The sequence below is a fragment of the Steroidobacter flavus genome, assembly GCF_042651805.1.
Lineage (GTDB): Bacteria > Pseudomonadota > Gammaproteobacteria > Steroidobacterales > Steroidobacteraceae > Steroidobacter > Steroidobacter flavus.
In genome coordinates, this window is record NZ_JBHSDU010000002.1 from 189,911 (window position 1) to 209,918 (window position 20,008).

The window sequence follows — 20,008 nt, forward strand, 5'->3', positions numbered from 1 at the left end:
ATCAGCCACCCGCCGCGCAGACGGAACTACATATTTTGATAGTTCGGACCGGACCCGCCTTCGGGCGTGGTCCAGTTGATGATCTCGTACGGATCCTTGATGTCGCACGCCTTGCAGTGAACGCAGTTGGCCGCGTTGATCTGCAAGCGCCGGCCGCCCTGGCCGTCATCGACCATTTCATACACGCCGGCCGGGCAGAAGTTCTGGCAAGGGTTTCCATATTCCTTGGTACAGCGAGTCACGCAGATCGATGTGTCCAGCACCTTCAGGTGCACCGGTTGCGCTTCATCATGCACGTTGCCGGCGAAAAACACCGACGCCAGCCGGTCGCGCGGCGGCAAGGTGCGATCGCTCCAGCCGCGATCGGGGGAAGCATAGTCGCCCAGCTTCTCCAGCGCCGACCAGTCCGCGGTATTGCGCAGGGTCCAGGGCACTTTGCCTTTCAGCAACGATTCGATACCGGCATTGGCCATCGCAAAGTACAGGCCGCGCTTGAACGCCGGCTTGAAATTGCGCACCGAGTGCAATTCCTGGTGGCCGGGCGAGTTCCGCCAGCGCGCATCGAAACCGGCAGACTTGCCTTGCTCGGCCAGATGCTCGGCAGCCAATGCGCCCGACCGGATGGCCTGATGAATGCCCTTGATCTTGAAGACATTGAGCGTGCCGCCGGCGTCGCCGATCAGCATGGCGCCGGGCATATCGAGGCGCGGCAGCGACTGATAGCCGCCAGCGGCAATCGTGCGGGCACCGGCCGCGAGGATTTCGCCGCCTTCGAGCAGCGGCTTGATGCGCGGATGATTCTTGAACTGCTGGAACGCTTCGAACGGCTTCAGCCGCGGATCTTTGTAGTTCAGGCCGACGACGTAGCCGACGTACACGCGATCGTTGTCGAGGTGATAAAGGAAGCTGCCGCCATACGTTGCCGTATCGAGCGGCCAGCCGAACGCGTGCTCGATGCGGCCCGGCTTCACGCGGCCCGGCGGCAACTGCCACAGTTCCTTGAAGCCCAGGCCGAACGTCGGCGGATCGATGCCATCACGCAAGTTGTATTTGGCGATAAGCTGTTTGGAGATCGAACCGCGCGAGCCTTCGGCCAGCACCGTCGTGCCCGCGTGAATCTCCACACCCGGCGTGTAGTTCGGGCCGGGCTCGCCGTTCTTCTCGAGACCCATGTCGCCGATGCGCACGCCTTTGACCGCGCCGTTCTCGTCGAACACCGCTTCAGCGGCGGAGAAGCCCGGGAAGATATCGATGCCGAGCGCCTCGGCCTGCGATGCCATCCACGGCGTCAGCTGACCGAGCGAGATGATGAAGTTGCCATGATTGTTCATGGGCGACAGGTTCACCGCCCAGTTCGGCAGCTTGAACGAACCGGTGCGCGTCATCAGTCGCACGTCGTCTTCGACCGCCGGCACTTTCATGCCGCTGTACTCGGTGCGCCAGTTCGGCAGCAACTGCTCGAGCGGGCCGGATTCCAGCACTGCGCCCGACAGCGAATGCGCACCGACGGCCGAAGCCTTTTCCAGCACGCAGATATTCAGATCGGGCTTGAGTTGTTTGAGCCGGATCGCGCACGCCAACCCCGAAGGGCCGGCGCCGACGATCACGACGTCATATTCCATTACTTCACGTTCGGTCATGGCTTTGCAGTCTCGTTGGCTGTGTCCGCTCGCGTCTTGTCGATTCTTATCGTTATCGGTCGAAGCTATTACTTCGGCGACATGCGGATTGCACCGTCCAAACGGATGACCTCGCCGTTCAGCATGGTGTTCTCGCAAATGTGCGTCACCAGCCCGGCATATTCCTCCGGACGACCCAGGCGCGGCGGGAACGGAACCTGCCGGCCGAGCGAATCCTGCGCTTCCTGGGGCAGCGACGCCATCATCGGCGTCTTGAAGATGCCCGGAGCGATGGTCATGACACGAATGCCAGCGGTCGACAGATCGCGCGCCATGGGCAGCGTCATGCCGACCACGCCGGCCTTGGAAGCGGCGTACGCGACCTGACCGATCTGGCCGTCGAACGCGGCGACCGACGCGGTCATGATGATCGCACCACGCTCGCCTTCTTCATTCGGCGTGTTACCGCTCATGGCGGCGGCAGCGGCCTTCGCGACCAGCAGCGTGCCGACCAGGTTGATACCGACGATCTTGCGGAAGTAGTCGCCGGGCATGGCGCCTTCCTTGTTGACCAGACGACGAGGCGTCGCGACGCCGGCGCAATTGACGGCGAGATTCAAGCCGCCCATGTCGCTCTTGGCCTTGGCGACCGCGGCGTCGACGGCGGCTTCATCGGTCACATCCACTTTCGAAAAGAACGCGCTGCTGCCCAGAGCTTTGGCAGCTTCCTGACCGGCGGCTTCGTTCACGTCGAGCAATGTGACTTTGGCGCCGGCAGCGACCAGCCGCTGCGCGACTGCATGACCGAGGCCCGAGGCGCCGCCTGTGATGACGGCTCGCACTTCATTCAACTTCATGGAAGGTACCCCTCTATTTCTTAAAGTCGCTGGCCGCCGTCGACTTCGATGACGCGGCCTGAAAAGTAATCGTTCTCGGCGATGAACACCGCGGCGTGCGCCATTTCGGCCGGTTCCGCCATGCGACGCAGCGGCACTGCGCTGACGGCGCGCTCGATCATCTCGGGTTTCATCGTGTCGAGAATTTCGGTGCGCGTAAAGCCCGGGGCAATCGCGCCGGTGCGAATTCCGTACCGCGCGAGCTCCTTGGCCCACACGACGCTCATCGACACCACGCCGGCCTTGGTGGCGGAGTAGTTCGACTGGCCCATATTGCCGGCGCGGGAGATGCTCGAAGTACTGATGATCACGCCGCCGTTGCCCAATGCAATCATGCGGGCGGCGGCTTCACGCGCGCCTAGAAACACGCCTGTGAGATTTACATCGACGACGGCGCGCCATTGATCCATGGACATCTTGCTGACGACCTTGCCGTCCTGCACTTTGACCAGCAGCGCATCTTTGGTGATGCCGGCATTGTTGATCATCACATCGAGACGACCGAAATCGCCGACGACTTGATCGAGCGTGGTCTCGACTTCCTGCTCGCGCGTGACATTACAAAGATAGGTGACAGCGCGCACGCCTTCTGCTTCGCAGAGCGCTTTGGTCTGCGCCAGATGCTCGGCGCTCAGATCGATGAGGGCGACGTTGGCGCGCTTCTGCGCGAATGCCAACGCCATCGCACGGCCAATGCCGCGGCCGCTGCCGGTGATGGCGACAAGCTTTCCGTCCAGCTGCATTGGGCTCCCCCGGCCGCTATGAAGGCGTCGGATGTTACCCAATATTTTGCGATGCAAGAAGGGGGCGGGAGCGACCAAAACGCGACAACGGTGGTCAATCAGTCCTGGGGAACCCAGGTTGCCTTACGCCGTTCCAAAAACGCCGACAACCCTTCCTTTCCTTCCGGGCTGACGCGCAATCGCGCCAGCAGCCGAGCGGTCTCATCGCCGAGCACATCGCGGTCATGGAAGTGCGCGACGCGCTTGACCAGCTGTTTTGCCGCACGCACCGCTTGCGGCCCACCGCGCAGCAAATGATCGACCTGCTCGTTGACGAGCTGATCGAGCTGCTCCGGCGGCGCCGTGAAGTGCAGTAATCCCAGAGTTTGGGCTTCGTCCGCCGTGAAGGGTGCTGCTGTGAGAAACAAACGTCGCGCCTGGCGACTGCCGATTGCATCGACGACATAAGGCGAAATCGCTGCGGGTACGATGCCGAGTCGCACTTCGGTCAGCGCGAATTTCGCCGACGCCGCGCCGATCGCGATGTCCGCGCAGGCGACCAGGCCGACGCCGCCGCCGAACGTGTTGCCATTCACGCGTGCGATCAGGGGGAGCTCGAACTCATCGAGTTTGCGTAGCAGTTTCGCGAGCACCTGCGCGTCGGCCACGTTCTGCTCTTCGGTAAAGTTCAACATCGAGCGCATGTGGCCGATGTCTGCGCCGGCGCAGAAGCTGGCGCCTGCGCCTGTGAGCACGACGACACGCACGTTGGCGTCGCTGCCGAGCCTGGTCAGCGCTTCATACATTTCGCCCATGGTCGCGCCGTCCAGCGCGTTGTGCTTTTCCGGGCGATTGAGGGTCAGCGTCGCGACGCCTCGGGAATCGATGCTGGTGGTGACGGTGGTCATGATTGACTTGAATACGTTAGGGCAGAGGTCGCATGCAATGCATGACTGCATGCGACAACTATTTTATTTCTTGGCTTGCCTCAGGCGGTCGCTTCGAAAATCTCGCGGCCGATCAGCATGCGGCGGATTTCGCTGGTGCCGGCGCCGATCTCGTACAGCTTCGCGTCTCGCAGCAGGCGACCGGTGGTGTAGTCGTTGATATAGCCGTTACCGCCGAGCGATTGAATCGCTTCCAGCGCCATCCACGTCGCCTTCTCGGAAGCCTGCAGAATGCAGCCTGCCGCGTCGAAGCGGGTGACTTTGCCGCGATCGCAGGCAGCCGCCACGGAATAAACATAAGCGCGGCAGGCGTTCATGGTGGTGTACATATCGGCAATCTTGCCCTGCATGAGCTGGAACGTGCCGATGGCTCGTCCGAACTGACGACGCTCGTGCACGTAGGGAATGACAACATCCAGGCAAGCCCGCATGATGCCGAGGGGACCGCCCGCCAGCACCACACGCTCGTAATCCAGACCGCTCATCAACACCTGCACGCCTTTACCTTCCTGATGCAGCACGTTTTCGGCGGGCACTTCGCAGTCCTGGAACACCAACTCGCAGGTGTCGGAGCCGCGCATGCCGAGCTTGTCGAGCTTCTGCGCGCTGGAGAAACCTTTCATGCCGCGCTCGATGATGAACGCCGTGATGCCCCGGGCGCTGAGCTCCGGATCGAGCGTCGCGTACACGACCAGGGTGTCGGCGGTGGGGCCGTTGGTAATCCACATCTTGTTGCCGTTCAGGACGTACTTGTCGCCCTTCTTCACGGCGCGCGTGCTCATGCCGACCACGTCGGAGCCGGCGCCCGGCTCGCTCATCGCCAGCGCACCCAGGTGCTCGCCGGTGATCAGGCGGGGCAGGTACTTTTCCTTCTGTGCCGGCGTGCCCCAGCGGCGCAGCTGATTGACGCACAGATTCGAATGCGCGCCGTACGACAGGCCCACCGACGCCGAGGCGCGGCTGATCTCCTCCATCGCGATGACGTGGGCGAGGTAGCCCAGGCCGCTGCCGCCGTATTCGTCTTCGACGGTGATGCCCAGCAGGCCCAGCTCGCCCAGCTCGGGCCACAGCTCGCGCGGAAATTTGTTCTCGCGATCGACGTCGGCGGCGATGGGAGCGATGCGGTCGCTCGCGAATTTCGCTACCGTGGCACGCAATGCGTCCAGATCTTCACCCAACCCGAAATCGAAATCTTCCACGGCGGCCCCCGGTCATGTGTGCGGGTCCGGCGGATGGCGCCAGACCTCGAATTGCCCTATTGTCCGACAGTCCGTCTTTTAGTCAACAACCGCCTTCGCGCCCTTGGACCACCCTGACACTATGGTCATGAAAAAAAAGACGATATCTCCCGCCAGGCCGCGTCGTGCCGGCACCGCCATCGCCGCGGCGCCTGATTCCACCGACACGGCCGCGCTGTTCGATCCGGTCGAGCGCGCTCCCGCCTACACCAAAGTTTCGTCCGCCATCGAACATAAAATCATGTCCCGGGCGCTGCGCGGCGGCGATGTCCTGCCGGCCGAGCTGGAACTCGCACAGCAATTCCGTGTGCATCGCTCCACGGTACGAGAAGCATTGCGACAGCTGGAAAGTGCCGGCCTGGTGACTCGGCCGCCTGGCGCCAAGCGGATGATCGTGAGCCGTCCCGAAGCCGCGAAGGTCGCTTCCGGAATGCGTCACGCGCTGGTGTTACACGAGGTGTCGTTCGTTGACGTTTGGGAAGCGATGATGGTGATCGAGCCCGAAGTCGCGGCCCTGGCCGCCATGCGCCGGACCCAGCAGGACCTGGCCACGCTCACACAGACGAGTGAAGCGTTTCGCGACTCTCCGGAAGGCGATCCGGACTCAGTGAATATCGTCGCCCTGTTCTTCGAACAACTCGGCGCCGCTTCCCGCAATCAAGTGCTGGTGCTCGCCAAACAGTCTCTCGCCCAGGCCCTGGCCCCATCACTCGCTCGAATGATCGATACCGTCCCTCAAGCTCGTGCGCGTATCACAGACGCGCAGAAACGCATCATCAACGCCGTGCGCGACAAGAATGCGGACGAGGCGAGGAAATGGATGTCGAAGCACGTGCGTGACTTCAAGCGCGGATATGAAGTCGCGGGGATTTCGCCGGATACGCCGATTTCAGTCTAACTGGGGTGGAGCCGCGCTTGAGGTCGCGGGATTTCACCGGATCCCGGTCTAGCGGGATGGAAACGGGCTCGGCTCATTCCTTGGGGCGAGCTCGGTATGGATGCAGCGCTGCCGTCGGTATCCATGACGTCGTCGCAAACGAAATTCCGTCGAGCCGTACTGCCTTCGCCGCCAGCGCGAGTGGTGACGGCAGCGCGTCGACGCGCAGGGGATTTTCGGGAACGGCGACCCGCTCGTACGAATGCGTTTTGGTCGCGCGGGTCTTGTGAACGTCCGTCCAGTCGTACACGACGAAGCCCCGGTGCGCGGCATCCATATAGCCTTCCGGACGTTTGACGGGCACTAGCAGCCGGGCCTTGTAGCAGGGCTCCATTCGCATCAGCTGCTCCTCGATTTCTTCCAGCGGCGCTCCCGCATTATCGAAACATCGCTCCGGTACCGGGGCGCGGCCTGCGGTCAGGAACATGGCGACGACTCCATCGGCGTCCGATGCTAGCCACGCGCAATCGATATCCGTCGGATAGAAATCGGGGGCTGAGTTCATTGCTTTCCTCGTTCTTTTTGAGCCTGCCACAAAATGCCATGATTCGCCCGGCCTTGGCCCGGATCCGGTCACCGGAGGGGCGAGGCTGCGCTGGATCATGCATGAGGGCTCGGGTACGTGAAGAGGTCGCGAATGAGGCTGCGTTCAGGGATTGGAATGGCGTTGCAACTGTTGGCGTTCGCGGCGTTTGCTCAGCAGCCGCCGGCGACGACGAGTGAGGCCGCCAAGGTCGAGTTCTTTTCGCCGCAAGGTGAGTTGCGCGAAGTTCGGCAGGTCACCGCACGCTTTACCGTGCCGATGGTCGCGCTCGGCGATCCTCGCATCGACGATCCATTCACAGTGACTTGCCCCAGCCCGGGTAAAGGGCGATGGGCGGATACGCGCAATTGGGTCTATGACTTCGACGCCGATTTGCCGGCGGGGCTGCGCTGTTCGTTCAAGCTGCGTGACGATGTGCATACATTGCAGGGACAGCCGCTGCAAGGTAAGCGCACCTTCCAGTTCTCCACCGGCGGTCCGGCCGTGGTCAATTCCTATCCGGATGAGGGCTGGGCACTCGTCGATGAGCAGCAAATCTTTCTCTTACAGCTGGCCGCGCCGGCGACGACCGCCTCGATCGAGCAGCATGCTCATTGCATCGTGGACGGCATCGAAGAACAGATTCCGGTCGAGGTGCTGAGCGGTGAGCAGCGGGCGGCGGTGCTCAAAGAGCGCAGTTCGCTCGGCTATCAATATTTCCGGCTGCTATGGAAGAACGGCGCCGAAACGACCGTGAGACTGCGCGGCGAAGCGCTCAATCAAGCGGAAGAAAAGATCGCCGCGGTTCGTTGCAAGCGAAATCTGCCGCCCGCCACTCAAGTGCGCTTGAACTGGGGCAAAGGCGTAGCGACTGTGTCGGGCGTGCCGACGAGCTCGGATCAGGTGCTGGCGTTCAAAGTGCGCCCGGCGTTCACAGCTCGCGTCGAATGTACGCGTGCCAATGCGCGTGCCGGCTGCATGCCGATGCAACCGGTCCGCGTGATGTTTGCAGCGCCTGTGCCAAGAGAGCTCGCGCTCGGTGTGCGCATTCAAACCCAGAATGGTAAGGCTCTGAGCCCCGATCTCGCTCAGACCGAAAACACACCCACATTGGAACAACTCAATTTCGCCGGCCCGTTCCCGGAAGAGTCGACGGTCACGGTGGTACTGCCTGCGAATCTCCGCGACGACGCGGGCCGCACGCTCGAGAACGCCTCTCGCTTTCCGTTGCCGCTGGGCATCGACGCATATCCGCCGCTCGCAAAGTTCCCAAGCACCTTCGGCATTCTCGAATCGACTCAGGGCGGCGTGCTGCCCGTGACGTTGCGTAACGTCGAGCCGAAGCTCGGCGGCGACCAGGTGGATCTGCCCGCGAAATCGTTGCGCGTCGGTGCCGATCCGGCCGCGATTGCGTCGTGGCTGGAGCGTGTGCGCAAAGTCGAGGAAGGCGCCGGAGAATGGGTGCCGAATCCCGAGGGTGCGAACGATGACAATCCAGAGACGCCGCCCGGCTACTGGAAGGAGCTGACCGGTGTCGACTCCGTATTCACGGGCGCCGACCCCGCGACGACCTTCACTCTGACCAAACCTTCAGGTGAGAAGCCGGCCGAAGTCATCGGCATTCCCTTGAAACAAACCGGCTTCTACGTCGTCGAGATCGCCAGTAAGCGGCTCGGGCAATCGCTGCTCGGTCGCGATGAGTTGCGTCATGTCGCCACCTCGGCGCTGGTGACCAACCTCGCGGTGCATTTCAACTGGGGACGCGAGAGCTCGACGGTCTGGGTGACGCGGCTCGACAACGGCAAGCCGGTCGCGGATTCAGCGATAACCATCGTCGACTATTGCAGCCGTTTGAAGCTCGCGGAAGCACGCACCAACGCCGAAGGCATAGCGACCATCGCCACGTCTTTCGGCGAGCCGCACAGTAACGACCGCTGTATGAACTATGCGCGCTCGCCGTTGCTCGTGCTTGCCCAGCGCGAGGAGGACTTCAGCTTCGCGCTGTCGAGCTGGAACGAAGGCATTTCGCCGTACAACTTCGGCTTGAACACGGGCGGCGAATGGAGCGCCGGGATGTTTCATACCGTCCTCGATCGGGCGCTGTTCCGCGCGGGCGAGGCGGTGTCGATGAAGCACTTCCTGCGGCTTCACGATTCGTCAGGCGTCAGCGTGCCGAAGAGCGTGGCCGGCGGGCGCAAAGTCGTCATCTCACATCTCGGCAGTGGCCAGAAATATGAGCTCACGACGCAGTTCGGTGCGGATGGCGTGGCGGAAAGTCGGTGGGTCATTCCCACCGAGGCGAAGTTGGGTGATTACGAAGTATCTATCGCCGAGGGCCAGGGCTTTCGACAGAGCGCCACCTTCAAAGTGGAACAGTTTCGCTTGCCCTCGATGCGAGCCAGCGTGACCGGCTCGGCGCAGCCGCTGGTTCAACAGAAATCGGCGGTGCTCGATCTGCATGTCGCGTACATGTCGGGCGGCGGCGCGTCGGGGCTTGCCACCAAGCTGCGCACGACGGTCGAGCCTCGGCCGATGCGATTCGCGGGTTACGAGGACTACGGGTTTGGCGGCGCGCCGGTGAAGGAAGGGATCAAAACCGGCGATCATTCCTACTTCTACGACGATGAAGAGAATGCGCCCGCGGAGCCCGCGAAGGTGCAAGTGCTGCCTGTGACATTGGACGGCGAGGGTTCGGCGCGAGTCACTGTGTCCGATCTGCCGAAGCTCGAGGGGCCGGCGCAACTGACCGCTGAGCTCGAATATTCCGATGCCAATGGCGAACTGCTCACGGCCACCGGGCGCGTGCGATTGGTTCCGTCCGAGTTGAGTGTCGGCATTCGTCGCGACGGCTGGGTGGCCAGCAGCGAGCAGTTGCGCTTTCGAACGGTCGTGCTCGGCCTCGACGGCAAGCCGCGCGCTCGTCAGCCTGTGAAAGTATCGTTCTATCAATCGACCGCCTATTCCTATCGCAAGCGGCTCATCGGCGGCTTCTACGCGTATGAAACCACGCGCGAGACCAAACGCCTGTCGATCAAGTGCGAAGGCGAAACCAACGAGCAGGGACTCGTGATGTGCGACGTGGCGCCGGGCGTGAGCGGCGAAGTGCTGGTGCGGGCGGAAACGAAAGATGCTCAGCAAAGAACGGCGGGAGCGACTTCCTCGTTCTGGGTGGCGGGTGAGGACGATTGGTGGTTCTCCGGCACGCAGGGCGACCGCATGGATGTGCTGCCGGAGAAAAAGGAATATGCCGCCGGCGAGACGGCCCGTTTCCAGGTGCGAATGCCATTCAGGCAGGCAACGGCGCTGGTTACCGTCGAGCGTGAGGGAGTGCTGTCGAGCTTCACGGTGCCGCTCAAGGGCGATGCCCCGATCGTCGAAGTGCCGATTGCCGATGTGTATGCGCCGAATGTGTTTGTTTCGGTGCTCGCGGTGCGCGGCCGGGTTGCTCGCAGCGATCGACCCAAGAGCGTGAAGGGTGAAGAGATCACCGCGCTGGTGGATTTGAACAAGCCGGCGTATCGGCTCGGTGTGGCGAAGATCAATGTCGGCTGGAAACCGCATCGCTTGAATGTTCGCGTGTCCACAGATCGATCCGTTTACAAAGTGGCCGAAAAGGCGACTGTGCAAGTTCACGTGGAGCGCGACAACGGACAGCTGTTGCCCGCCGATACGGAAGTCGCACTCGCCGCCGTCGATGAAGCGCTGCTGGAGCTCGCGCCGAACCGATCGTGGGACTTGCTGAACGCCATGATGGGAGAGCGCGGCATCGAGGTGTGGACGTCGACGGCGCAAATGCAGGTCGTCGGCAAGCGCCACTATGGTCGTAAGGCCGTCCCGCTCGGCGGTGGCGGTGGACGAGAACGCGATCGTGCGCGCGAGCAGTTCGACAGTCTCTTGCTGTGGAAGGGGCGCGTGAAGCTGGATGCGCAAGGTAACGCGTCGTTGCAAGTGCCATTGAACGACTCGTTGTCTTCGTTCCGTGTGGTTGCCATCGCGCACGGATCGAAGGATCTGTTCGGCACCGGCTCGGCCTCCATCGCGACGACGCAGGATTTGATGATGCTTTCCGGTCTGCCGCCACTGGTGCGCGAGGGAGACAAATTCGCGGCGACATTCACGCTCAGAAACACCACCAATCGGCCGCTGACCGTCGATGCCCAGGCTCGCATGACGGAGAAGGGCGCACCGACGCTGCCGGCGAAACGAGTGGAAGTCCCCGCCGGTCAGGCGCTCGATCTGAGTTGGCCGGTCGAAGTTCCTGTCGGCGTAAAGCACTTGAGTTGGGAAGTCACAGCGAAGGAAGCCAACGGCCCTGCCAGCGACAAGGTGAAGCTCAAGCAGGAAGTCATCCCGACCTATCCGGTCCGCACGTACCAAGCGACGATTTCACAATTGACCGCGCCGATGTCGATTCCTGCTGAGCGACCCGCGGGCTCAGTGAAAGGGCGGGGTGGATTGGAAGTCACATTGCGAGCGAAGTTGGGCGACGGGCTCGATGGTGTTCGCGAGTACATGCTTTGGTATCCCTTCACCTGTCTGGAGCAGCAGCTGTCGCGCGCGGTCGCGCTACGCGACGCGTCGGCCTGGCACTCGTGGAGTGAACGCATTCCCGCGTACATGGATTCGGATGGGCTGCTCAAATATTTCCCGACGGATCGTCTGCAGGGTGAAGACACGCTGACCGCGTACGTGCTCGCGATTGCGAACGAGGCGGGCTGGTCGCTGCAGGAACAGGATCAGCAGCGGTTGATTCAAGCGCTGACTCGCTTCGTCGAAGGCAAGATCGTTCGCGGCTCCGCGCTGCCGACTGCTGACCTTGCCATTCGCAAAGTCGCGGCGATCGAAGCGTTGTCTCGATATGGCGCAGCCACCCCGCAGATGCTGGACAGCATCGCCATCGAGCCGAATCTCTGGCCGACCTCGGCGGTGCTGGATTGGTTGAATATTCTGGAGCGCGTGAAAGACATCTCTGAGGCAGGCGAGAAGCGCGAGCAAGCGTTGGGGATTTTGCGAGCCCGCTTGAACTTCCAGGGAACGACCATGGGCTTCTCCACCGAGCGTAAGGACGCGCTGTGGTGGCTCATGATCTCCGGCGACTCGAATGCCAATCGCATGCTGTTGTCGGTGCTCAACGATCCGCAATGGCGCGAAGACATTCCGCGATTGGTTCGTGGCGCGTTGGGGCGGCAGCAGTCAGGCCGTTGGAACACGACTGTCGCCAATGCGTGGGGCGTGCTCGCGATGGAGAAGTTCTCCGCGGCCTTCGAGTCCACGCCGGTCACTGGCACGACGGACATTCGCTACGCGGACACGCTCACACAGATCGGTTGGCCGGTGAGCAAAGCGAAGGAGTTGAGCAAACTGCCGTGGCTGGAAGGTCGTGCATCGCTCGATATCAATCATCAGGGCACGGGCTCGCCTTGGGTCATGGTGCGTGCGACCGCCGCGTTGCCGCTCGATAAACCGCTGTCGTCCGGCTACAAGACCGTTCGCACGGTCACGGCGATCGATCAGCAAACGCCCGGCCGCTGGACGCGAGGTGATGTGGCGCGAGTGAAGTTGGAGATCGAGGCGCAGTCGGATATGGCCTGGGTCGTGGTCGAGGATCCTGTGCCGGCCGGTTCGACGATTCTGGGCAGCGGATTGGGCGGGCAGTCGACGCTGCTGACCAAACAGGAACGCCGCGAGGGCGACGCCTGGCTGGCCTTCGAAGAACGACGCTTCGATTCGTTCCGCGCCTACTATCGCTTCGTTCCGAAAGGTCGCTGGTCGGTGGAATACACGGTGCGGCTGAACAATCCCGGACATTTCCAATTGCCGGCGACGCGAGTCGAAGCGATGTATGCGCCGGAGATGTTCGGTGAATCGCCGAACGCCGATGTCGTCGTGGAGCCGAAGCAATGAAACGACGCACGGTCGCGATTGCGGCGGCCACAGTCGTAGCACTGGGCGTCGCGCTAGCATGGCCGGCGCAAGCGCCGGAGTTCGCCGCTGTTCGAGCAAGCTTCACGCCCTCCGATGCGTTCCTGCTCGATCGTCATGGCGACGTCATCGACACGTTGCGCATAGACATGAAGGTGCGGCGGTTCGAGTGGCAACCGTTGAGCGCCATTTCTCCCGCATTCACCTCCGCTGTTATCAGAGGCGAGGACGCGCGTTTCCGGGAGCACGGTGGCATCGACTGGCGCAGCGTGATCGGCGCGGTGAGAGATCGATATGTGCTCGGCCGTCCTCGAGGCGCCAGTACCATCACGATGCAAGTTGCGTCGCTATTGCGATCGACGCCGCGTGCTCACGAAGGCATTCGCGCATGGTTGCAGAAGCGCAATCAGGTTCGTCTCGCGCTGGCGCTCGAACGAAGTTGGACCAAAGACCAGATTCTCGAAACGTATGTGAACCTGCTGCACTATCGCGGCGAGTTGCAGGGCATTGCGGCTGCTTCGTACGTGCTGGCAGGCAAGGTGCCCTCGGGGCTGAGCTTGTCGGAAAGCCTGGTCATCGCCGCATTACTTCCTCAACCCAGTGCCGCGCCTGAGCGAGTTGCGGCTCGAGCTTGCTCTCGTGCTCGCTCGGCGAGCATTGCGGTGGACTGTGCCGAGATCGATCGCACGGCCGCGGTGGTGTTGTCGAACGATTCCCAGCACTCAGCGGCACCTCAGCTTGCACCCCAACTCGCGAACGCGCTGTTGAAGTCCGCCGGTCAGCGAGTCACAACCACGATCGATGCAGGATTGCAACGAACTGCGCGTGATGTGCTGACGTTGCAGCTGACAAAACTTGCAGATCAAAACGTTCGCGACGGCGCAGTGTTAGTTGTCGATAACGAGACCGCGGATGTTCTCGCCTACGTCGGCTCTGCAGGTCCGCGATCGCGAGCCATGCAGGTCGACGGCGTGCGGGCTTTGCGTCAAGCGGGATCGACGTTGAAGCCGTTCCTTTATGCGCTCGCGCTGGAGCGCCGCTATCTCACCGCAGCCTCGTTGCTGAAAGATTCGCCTGTGTATCTGGATACGGCGACGGGAGCATACATTCCGCAGGACTACGACAAGGACTACAAGGGGCTCGTCAGCGTCCGTACCGCGCTCGGCAACTCGCTGAACATTCCCGCGGTTCGCACGCTGGTCTTGGTGGGTGTCGAGCCGTTTCGAGATCGGCTCTACGAGCTCGGCTTCGAGCACATCGTCGAGTCGGGTGACTATTATGGCTATTCGCTGGCGTTGGGCTCGGCGGAAGTCAGCTTGTGGGAGCAGGCGCAAGCGTATCGAACGTTGGCTCGCGGCGGGCAGTCGTCACATCTGCGGGTCGTCGCGGATCAGGCGCCCGATGCTTCTCATCAGCTCGTGCCTGCCGATGCGAGTTTCATCGTCGCAGACATGATGAGCGATCCCGCTGCGCGCACACTGACATTCGGCGCCGACAATTATCTCAACACGCCGTTCTGGAGCGCGGTGAAGACAGGCACGAGCAAGGACATGCGTGACAACTGGTGCATCGGGTTCTCCTCGAAGTACACGGTCGCGGTCTGGGTCGGCAACTTCGAAGGCGATTCGATGCACGACGTGAGCGGCGTGACTGGCGCGGCGCCGGTGTGGCGCGCATTGATGGGCGATCTTCATCGCAATGAGTCCTCGCCAGCACCGAAGGCGCCGCCGGGAGTGATGTCGGCGAAGACGCGCTTTGTGAATACCAATGAGGCGACGCGGTCGGAGTGGTTCACCAAAGATCAGCAGACTGAGCCAACGATGATAGTGGCGCTCGCACAGCCGATGGCACGCATTGCAAGTCCCGCGAATGGCATGGTGATCGCTGTCGACCCGGATATTCCACCGGCATATCAGAAGCTGCCGATCAGCGTCGAAGGCGCGACCCGAAAGATGACGGTGAAGCTCAACGATCAAAAGCTGTCGCTGACCGATGGGGTGACTCTGTGGACGCCGCGCACCGGCGCTTACTCGGTCGAGCTCGGTGACGAGAGCGGCAAAGTGTTGGATCGGATCGTTTTCACGGTGCGCTGATGCACGCTTTGAGAGGGCGGAGCGGGCGGGGCTCGAAACCGCCGCTCCGGATTGCCAATGATTATTAGAACGTTCCGCGCAGGGTCACCATATAGCTGCGCGGCTCGCCGTACCAGTTGCCGAACTGGGAGTGTCCGGGCGTTTGATAGTAAGTGCGATCGCCAAGATTGCCGACGTTCAAGGCCGCGGTCCAACGCTCATCGACGCGATAGCCGGCACGAGCCGAGAAGACTGCATAGGCTCCCTGCGTATAGTCGTAAGGCATCGAGCTCGCGCAGTACTCACCGATCTCCGGATGGAAGCGATATTCGAGGCAAGTGCTGCCGGTGTTGTAACTGTCGGTCTGAGCATTCACGCCCAGCCCGAAATCGAAGCGGTTCCATCCGGCAGCGAGCGGGCGATAGCTGGTCCAGAGCTTGAGCAGGTGCTTGGGTGTGTAGCTGCTCAACGGCTTGTCTTCATTCTCGCCGGAATTCTCGCCTTTATATTCGTTGACGTTGTACGTGTAGCCGACGCTCAGCTGCCAATTGGGCAAGAGTGCGCCGGTGACTTCCAGATCCGCCCCCTGACTCAGTTTCACGTAGCTGTTCCCGGCCGTGTAGAAGCAACAGGTAATCCCGGTGTCATTGCTCGAGTACGGCACGCTGCGGTCGCGGATCGGAAAGTTCTTTTGCTCGATGCGATACGCGGCGACGCTGAAGCTGAGTCGGCGGTCGAACAGTTCGCCCTTCAAGCCTGCTTCCCAATTGCTGCCGGTCATTGGATCGAGGGGCTGTCGCTGCTTGTCCAGATAGTCCGCCTGCGAGTTGTAAATCGATGTGTACGATGCATATGCGGTCCAGTTCTCCAGCAGGTCGTAGCTCAGGCTCAAATAAGGCAGTGCGGATAAATCCTCGCTCGTATAGTGGGTGGGAATCGAATAGGAAATAGCACCCTCGGGCGTCAGCCCCTGATCGAGACTCTCGTATTCGTAGCGGCTCCAGCGCACGCCCAGCGGCATGTGCCAGCGGCTCCAGAACGTCAATTGCAGGTTGGCGTAACCGCCCCACTGAATCTGCCTGCGCTTGGGAGAGACATAGTCGGGCGTCGAGTTGGCGGGCTCCGGATAGGCCGAGGGGTCGAAATTGAAGACATCGGCGGGCGGATAGGGCAGTGAAAACAAAGCCCCGTAGCCTTGATAGCCGCCTGCATCGACGTTCTGATAGTTGACGCCGGCGACCAGCTGCTGGCGCTCGCCGAATAGCGGGAAGGCACCCCGGAGTGTGACATCGGCCACATGCTGCAAGGTGCTGTAGTCGTTGATGCTGCCGGCGAGCGTCGGACCCGTGCCCGAATCGGGCAATACCGCCCCGTTCACGGTGCCGACTTTCAACCGGCTTTGCTGCTCCAGGCGCGTGACGTTGAATTTGAGATTCCAATCGTCACCGATTTCCTGCTCGGCCTGTGCGAACACTTCGGTGGTCTCGAAGTTCCAGCGGCTCCAGTCGGTGCAGAGGCAGGTATCGCGCGGCAATTTGAGATCGTCGCCATTGCCGTAGCGAGGCAGGCCGCTCGCCCACGGTAAGGCATTCATTCGGGTCATGCTGACGCCGGCGCCGATCACTGTAGCAGGCGTAACGTCGGCCTCCAGTATTCCATAGCTCAGCGTGTGGTTGTCGTTCGCAGTGTCATAGAAATAATCCCGGTCTTGATAGCTCAACACCGTTCGACCGCGCAGCCTGCCATCGAAACCCAGCGGTGCGGCGGCATCGATCACGCTGCGACGATTGCTCCAGGAGCCGATCGCGCCCTCGACCACGACCTGGCGATGATCCAGCGGCCGCTTGCGCACGAGGTTCACAGCACCGCCCGGATTGCCGTAGCCGTTGAACAGGCCATCTGCGCCTCGTAACAATTCGATATGGTCGTACTGGGCCATGTCGAGCAGCGGAAAGAAGCCATGGCTGGAACCCGAGCTGGAAGCGGTGCTGAGCGGCGCTCCGCCGTCGATCTGGAACCGCGTGATCTGGAAACCGCGCGAATAGAAGTTGGTCTCCAGCGAGCTTGCTCCCTGAACCAGCGTCACGCCCGTGCTCTGGTTGAGCGTGGACGTGAAGTCGGTCAGGTTCTGATCCTGCATCCGCTGCTGAGTGACCACGCTCACCGATTGCGGGGTCTCTCTAATCGATAGCGGAGCTTTCGAGCCGATTGTAAGAGCGCTGCTGGTGTAACTGCCGGTACCTTCGGTTGCCGTGGGATCGGTGCTGCCGTTGATACCGGCGGTGGCTAGCGAGTTCATGCCCTCGACACGCACGGGGCCCAGCGTGCGCGTGGCTTGATCAGCCGGCGCGAGAACGAGGGTCACTGTCGTGGGTGAGCTGAAGCGATAAGTGAATCCCGTGCCTGACAGCAGAACGCGCAGCGCTTCCTCGCGAGGAAATTTCCCGGAGAGCGGCGCTGATTTGAGCCCTCGAACTTTCGTGGTCTCGAAGACAATCTGCGTGCCGGTTGCATCGGCCAACTGCAACAGCGCCGCGCCGAGTGCCTGCGCGGGAATGCTCAGAGAAAAAACCTGCGAATCGCCCGCACTCTCCGCGTCGCGCTGCTGGGCGAGACCGGGCGGCGACCAGAACGCGCCACCCAATGTATAAACGCACCCGGCAACGAGCGCGCTCAAACGTTGCGATCGTCGGCACGAAGTCGTTTCATCAACTCGATGCATCATTCCCGCTCCTGAGCTCTCAGTCGGCCACGCGCCGATCACGGCGCTCTTGTCCATGTGACGCGCGAGCCCGGCTGACTCAGTAAATAAAATTCCACCGCAACGAATCGACAGCGCGCATTGCGGTGTTTGGCGCGTCCACCCGTTGAGGACTTTTCCTCGCCCGGGAGACTCATTCAATGCGACTCGACGACGACTCCTTCCTGCTCACCTGCGAGCGTAGCGGACATGAGCCGCAACAGGTGCGTGAAGCTTTTATGAATCTCCGGCACCTCAAGGTCGAGCGACGACTCGCGGAGCAGGAAGCACAAGCGGCGATTGCGGGCTACCGACAGGTGCTCGGCGACTACATGGACGCTCTGTTCCTGCCCAAAGTGGCGGCCCGTGTGGTCGCTGAGAACACCCGAATAGACGTGCCGACTGGTGCCGAGCCCGTTGGATACTATTGCGGGTTGATCAGATCGGCGCAGCGAAAGCTGGCCACATACCGCCCGGAGGAAATGACGAGCGACGAGGCGGCAGCTCACGCGTCCTGGATTGAATGGGCGAATTCGGGGCAGTATACGGCGGCGACGATGGAGGAAATCGAAGCGGAAAGGTTTGCGCAGATGCCTTCAGTCGTGGTCCTTACGACGGCAACTTTCGACGATGCTTTCAAGGCATTTCCGGAGCCAACCATCGTTTATTTTCACAAACCGCGGATTGGAGTGCCGGATGCGTGTCTGCGACTGCAGCGGCTCGCTCGAGAGTTTCACCCGTATGGCCGAGTGGCCAGAGTCGATGTGCTCCAAAACAACGATCTCGCGACGCGCTTTATGATCTTGCTCAGTCCCGAACCGCTGTTACTGTTCGATATGAATGGGTCACTCAAAGGTTATATGAGTGCCGAGGAGCCGTTTGAGACGATCGCTGCCTGGTTCGAGCGGCGCGTGGCGCCCATGCGGCGCATAATGACGGACCCCGAGAAGCGTGCCCAGTTGCAACAATGGCGCATCCAAAGAGCACGGGGCGAACTGTGATGCGCGTTGTTCGCTCGCCCCAAAAAAGGGGCAACGAGTCCAAGGACTCGTTGCCCCGTACACACATTCGAAATCAGATGATTTCGACCGCCAGCGCCGTCGCTTCGCCGCCGCCGATGCACAGCGACGCGACACCGCGCTTCAGATTGCGATTACGCAGCGCGTGGACCAGCGTGGTGAGGATGCGAGCGCCGGTGGCGCCGATCGGGTGGCCGAGCGCGCAGGCGCCGCCGTTGATGTTGACCTTGGCGTGATCGAGGCCGACATCTTTGATCGCAGCCATGGTCACGACGGCGAACGCTTCGTTGATTTCATACAAATCGACATCGCCGGCGGACCAGCCGGTCTTCGCGAGCAGAGATTGAATCGCGCCGACCGGCGCAGTGGTGAACCACTCCGGTGCCTGCGCGTGGCTGGTGTAACCAACGATTTTCGCCAGCGGCTTCAGGTTGTGCTGACGAACGGCGGCGGCACTCGCGATGAGCAGAGCCGACGCGCCGTCGGAGATCGAAGAAGAGCTCGCGGCAGTGACGGTGCCGTCCTTTGCGAACGCGGGCTTCAAGGTCGGGATCTTGCTGATGTCACAAGTGAACGGCGTTTCGTCCTTCGCGACGACGCGTTCGCCTTTGCGATCTTTCACAGTGACTGGCGCGACTTCGTTGTTGAAGTGCGTGCCTTCGACAGCGGCGAGTGCACGACGCACGGACTCGGCGGCAAACTCATCCTGCTGCTGACGGGTGAAGCCATACTTGGCAGCGGTCGCTTCGGCGAACGAGCCCATCATCTTGCCGTCGAACGGGCTCTGCAGACCGTCGAAGAACATATGATCCAGAATTTCCGAATGGCCCATGCGCAGACCGCCACGAGCTTTCGGAATCAGATAAGGCGCGTTGGTCATCGACTCGATGCCACCGGCGAGCACGACGTTGGCCGAGCCGGCGCGAATCTGATCGGCGGCCATCATCACAGCCTTCAAACCGGAGCCGCACATCTTGTTGATGGTGGTTGCCGGCACTTTCTGCGGCACGCCGCCGGCCAGCGCGGCCTGACGGCCAGGAGCCTGACCGATGCCGGCCATCAGCACACAACCCAGAATGGTCTCGTCGATCTGTTCGGCCGACAGGCCCGAATCTTTGATCGCGGCCTGCACGGCGGCGGCGCCGAGCTGAGGAGCGGTCAACGGGCTGAGTGCACCCTGGAAGGCGCCGATGGGAGTACGGCGGGCGGCAACGATATAAACCGGTTCGCTCATGGCAATGCTCGACTTGTGGATTCAGTGAAACGCGAGTTCAGTGAAGGGCGGCCTTGTACAAAACCCCCGGACGCCACGCAAGCAAGGTCATGGCCAGTTATGGCGGCTCCTAAACTTACTTGCAAGTACCCAGCCTACG

At 61.8% G+C, this 20,008-nt stretch carries 12 protein-coding genes; 4 read left to right on the plus strand and 8 right to left on the minus strand.

Annotated features, from left to right (window positions below):
• Positions 1-26 precede the first annotated feature (26 nt).
• The 5 genes from ACFPN2_RS05005 to ACFPN2_RS05025 all read right to left on the minus strand — a co-directional run bounded on the left by ACFPN2_RS05005 (position 27) and on the right by ACFPN2_RS05025 (position 5,383).
• Positions 27-1,640, minus strand: a complete 1,614-nt coding sequence (locus ACFPN2_RS05005; RefSeq protein WP_380595525.1) for an electron transfer flavoprotein-ubiquinone oxidoreductase — start codon at positions 1,638-1,640, stop codon at positions 27-29.
• A 68-nt stretch (positions 1,641-1,708) separates the two neighbouring features.
• Complete coding sequence (locus tag ACFPN2_RS05010) at positions 1,709-2,476, minus strand: SDR family NAD(P)-dependent oxidoreductase (protein ID WP_380595526.1); 768 nt, start codon at positions 2,474-2,476, stop codon at positions 1,709-1,711.
• Positions 2,477-2,496: 20 nt separating this feature from the next.
• Complete coding sequence (locus ACFPN2_RS05015) at positions 2,497-3,258, minus strand: SDR family oxidoreductase (RefSeq protein ID WP_380595527.1); 762 nt, start codon at positions 3,256-3,258, stop codon at positions 2,497-2,499.
• A 98-nt stretch (positions 3,259-3,356) separates the two neighbouring features.
• Positions 3,357-4,145, minus strand: a complete 789-nt coding sequence (locus ACFPN2_RS05020; protein ID WP_380595528.1) for an enoyl-CoA hydratase-related protein — start codon at positions 4,143-4,145, stop codon at positions 3,357-3,359.
• A gap of 80 nt (positions 4,146-4,225) precedes the next feature.
• Positions 4,226-5,383, minus strand: a complete 1,158-nt coding sequence (locus tag ACFPN2_RS05025; RefSeq protein ID WP_380595529.1) for an isovaleryl-CoA dehydrogenase — start codon at positions 5,381-5,383, stop codon at positions 4,226-4,228.
• Between the two features lie 127 nt (positions 5,384-5,510).
• Here ACFPN2_RS05025 and ACFPN2_RS05030 point away from each other — a divergent pair, with 127 nt between their 5' ends.
• Positions 5,511-6,320 (plus strand): FadR/GntR family transcriptional regulator, encoded by an 810-nt coding sequence (locus tag ACFPN2_RS05030; RefSeq protein WP_380595530.1) that lies wholly within the window; start codon positions 5,511-5,513, stop codon positions 6,318-6,320.
• Positions 6,321-6,393: 73 nt separating this feature from the next.
• Here the strand turns inward: ACFPN2_RS05030 and ACFPN2_RS05035 are convergent, their stop codons facing one another.
• Positions 6,394-6,864 carry a hypothetical protein gene (locus tag ACFPN2_RS05035; protein WP_380595531.1) on the minus strand — a complete coding sequence of 157 codons (471 nt, stop codon included), beginning with the start codon at positions 6,862-6,864 and terminating at the stop codon, positions 6,394-6,396.
• A 156-nt stretch (positions 6,865-7,020) separates the two neighbouring features.
• Between ACFPN2_RS05035 and ACFPN2_RS05040 the strand changes: the two genes are divergently transcribed.
• Both ACFPN2_RS05040 and pbpC read left to right on the plus strand, forming a co-directional pair.
• Positions 7,021-12,786, plus strand: coding sequence for an alpha-2-macroglobulin family protein (locus ACFPN2_RS05040; RefSeq protein ID WP_380595532.1), 5,766 nt, complete (start codon positions 7,021-7,023; stop codon positions 12,784-12,786).
• Positions 12,783-14,897 (plus strand): penicillin-binding protein 1C, encoded by a 2,115-nt coding sequence (gene pbpC / locus ACFPN2_RS05045; protein WP_380595533.1) that lies wholly within the window; start codon positions 12,783-12,785, stop codon positions 14,895-14,897. Before ACFPN2_RS05040 ends, pbpC begins: the two co-directional genes overlap by 4 nt.
• Before the next feature lie 64 nt (positions 14,898-14,961).
• Here pbpC and ACFPN2_RS05050 read toward each other — a convergent pair whose 3' ends face one another.
• Complete coding sequence (locus ACFPN2_RS05050) at positions 14,962-17,601, minus strand: TonB-dependent siderophore receptor (RefSeq protein WP_380595534.1); 2,640 nt, start codon at positions 17,599-17,601, stop codon at positions 14,962-14,964.
• A gap of 176 nt (positions 17,602-17,777) precedes the next feature.
• On the opposite strand from ACFPN2_RS05050, the gene ACFPN2_RS05055 reads away from it, so the two are divergent.
• The gene (locus ACFPN2_RS05055) at positions 17,778-18,617 is read left to right on the plus strand and encodes a YbbN family protein (protein ID WP_380595535.1); all 840 of its coding nucleotides are present in this window, start codon (positions 17,778-17,780) and stop codon (positions 18,615-18,617) included.
• 73 nt (positions 18,618-18,690) lie between these two features.
• Here ACFPN2_RS05055 and ACFPN2_RS05060 read toward each other — a convergent pair whose 3' ends face one another.
• Complete coding sequence (locus tag ACFPN2_RS05060; protein ID WP_380595536.1) at positions 18,691-19,869, minus strand: acetyl-CoA C-acyltransferase; 1,179 nt, start codon at positions 19,867-19,869, stop codon at positions 18,691-18,693.
• Positions 19,870-20,008 lie beyond the last annotated feature (139 nt).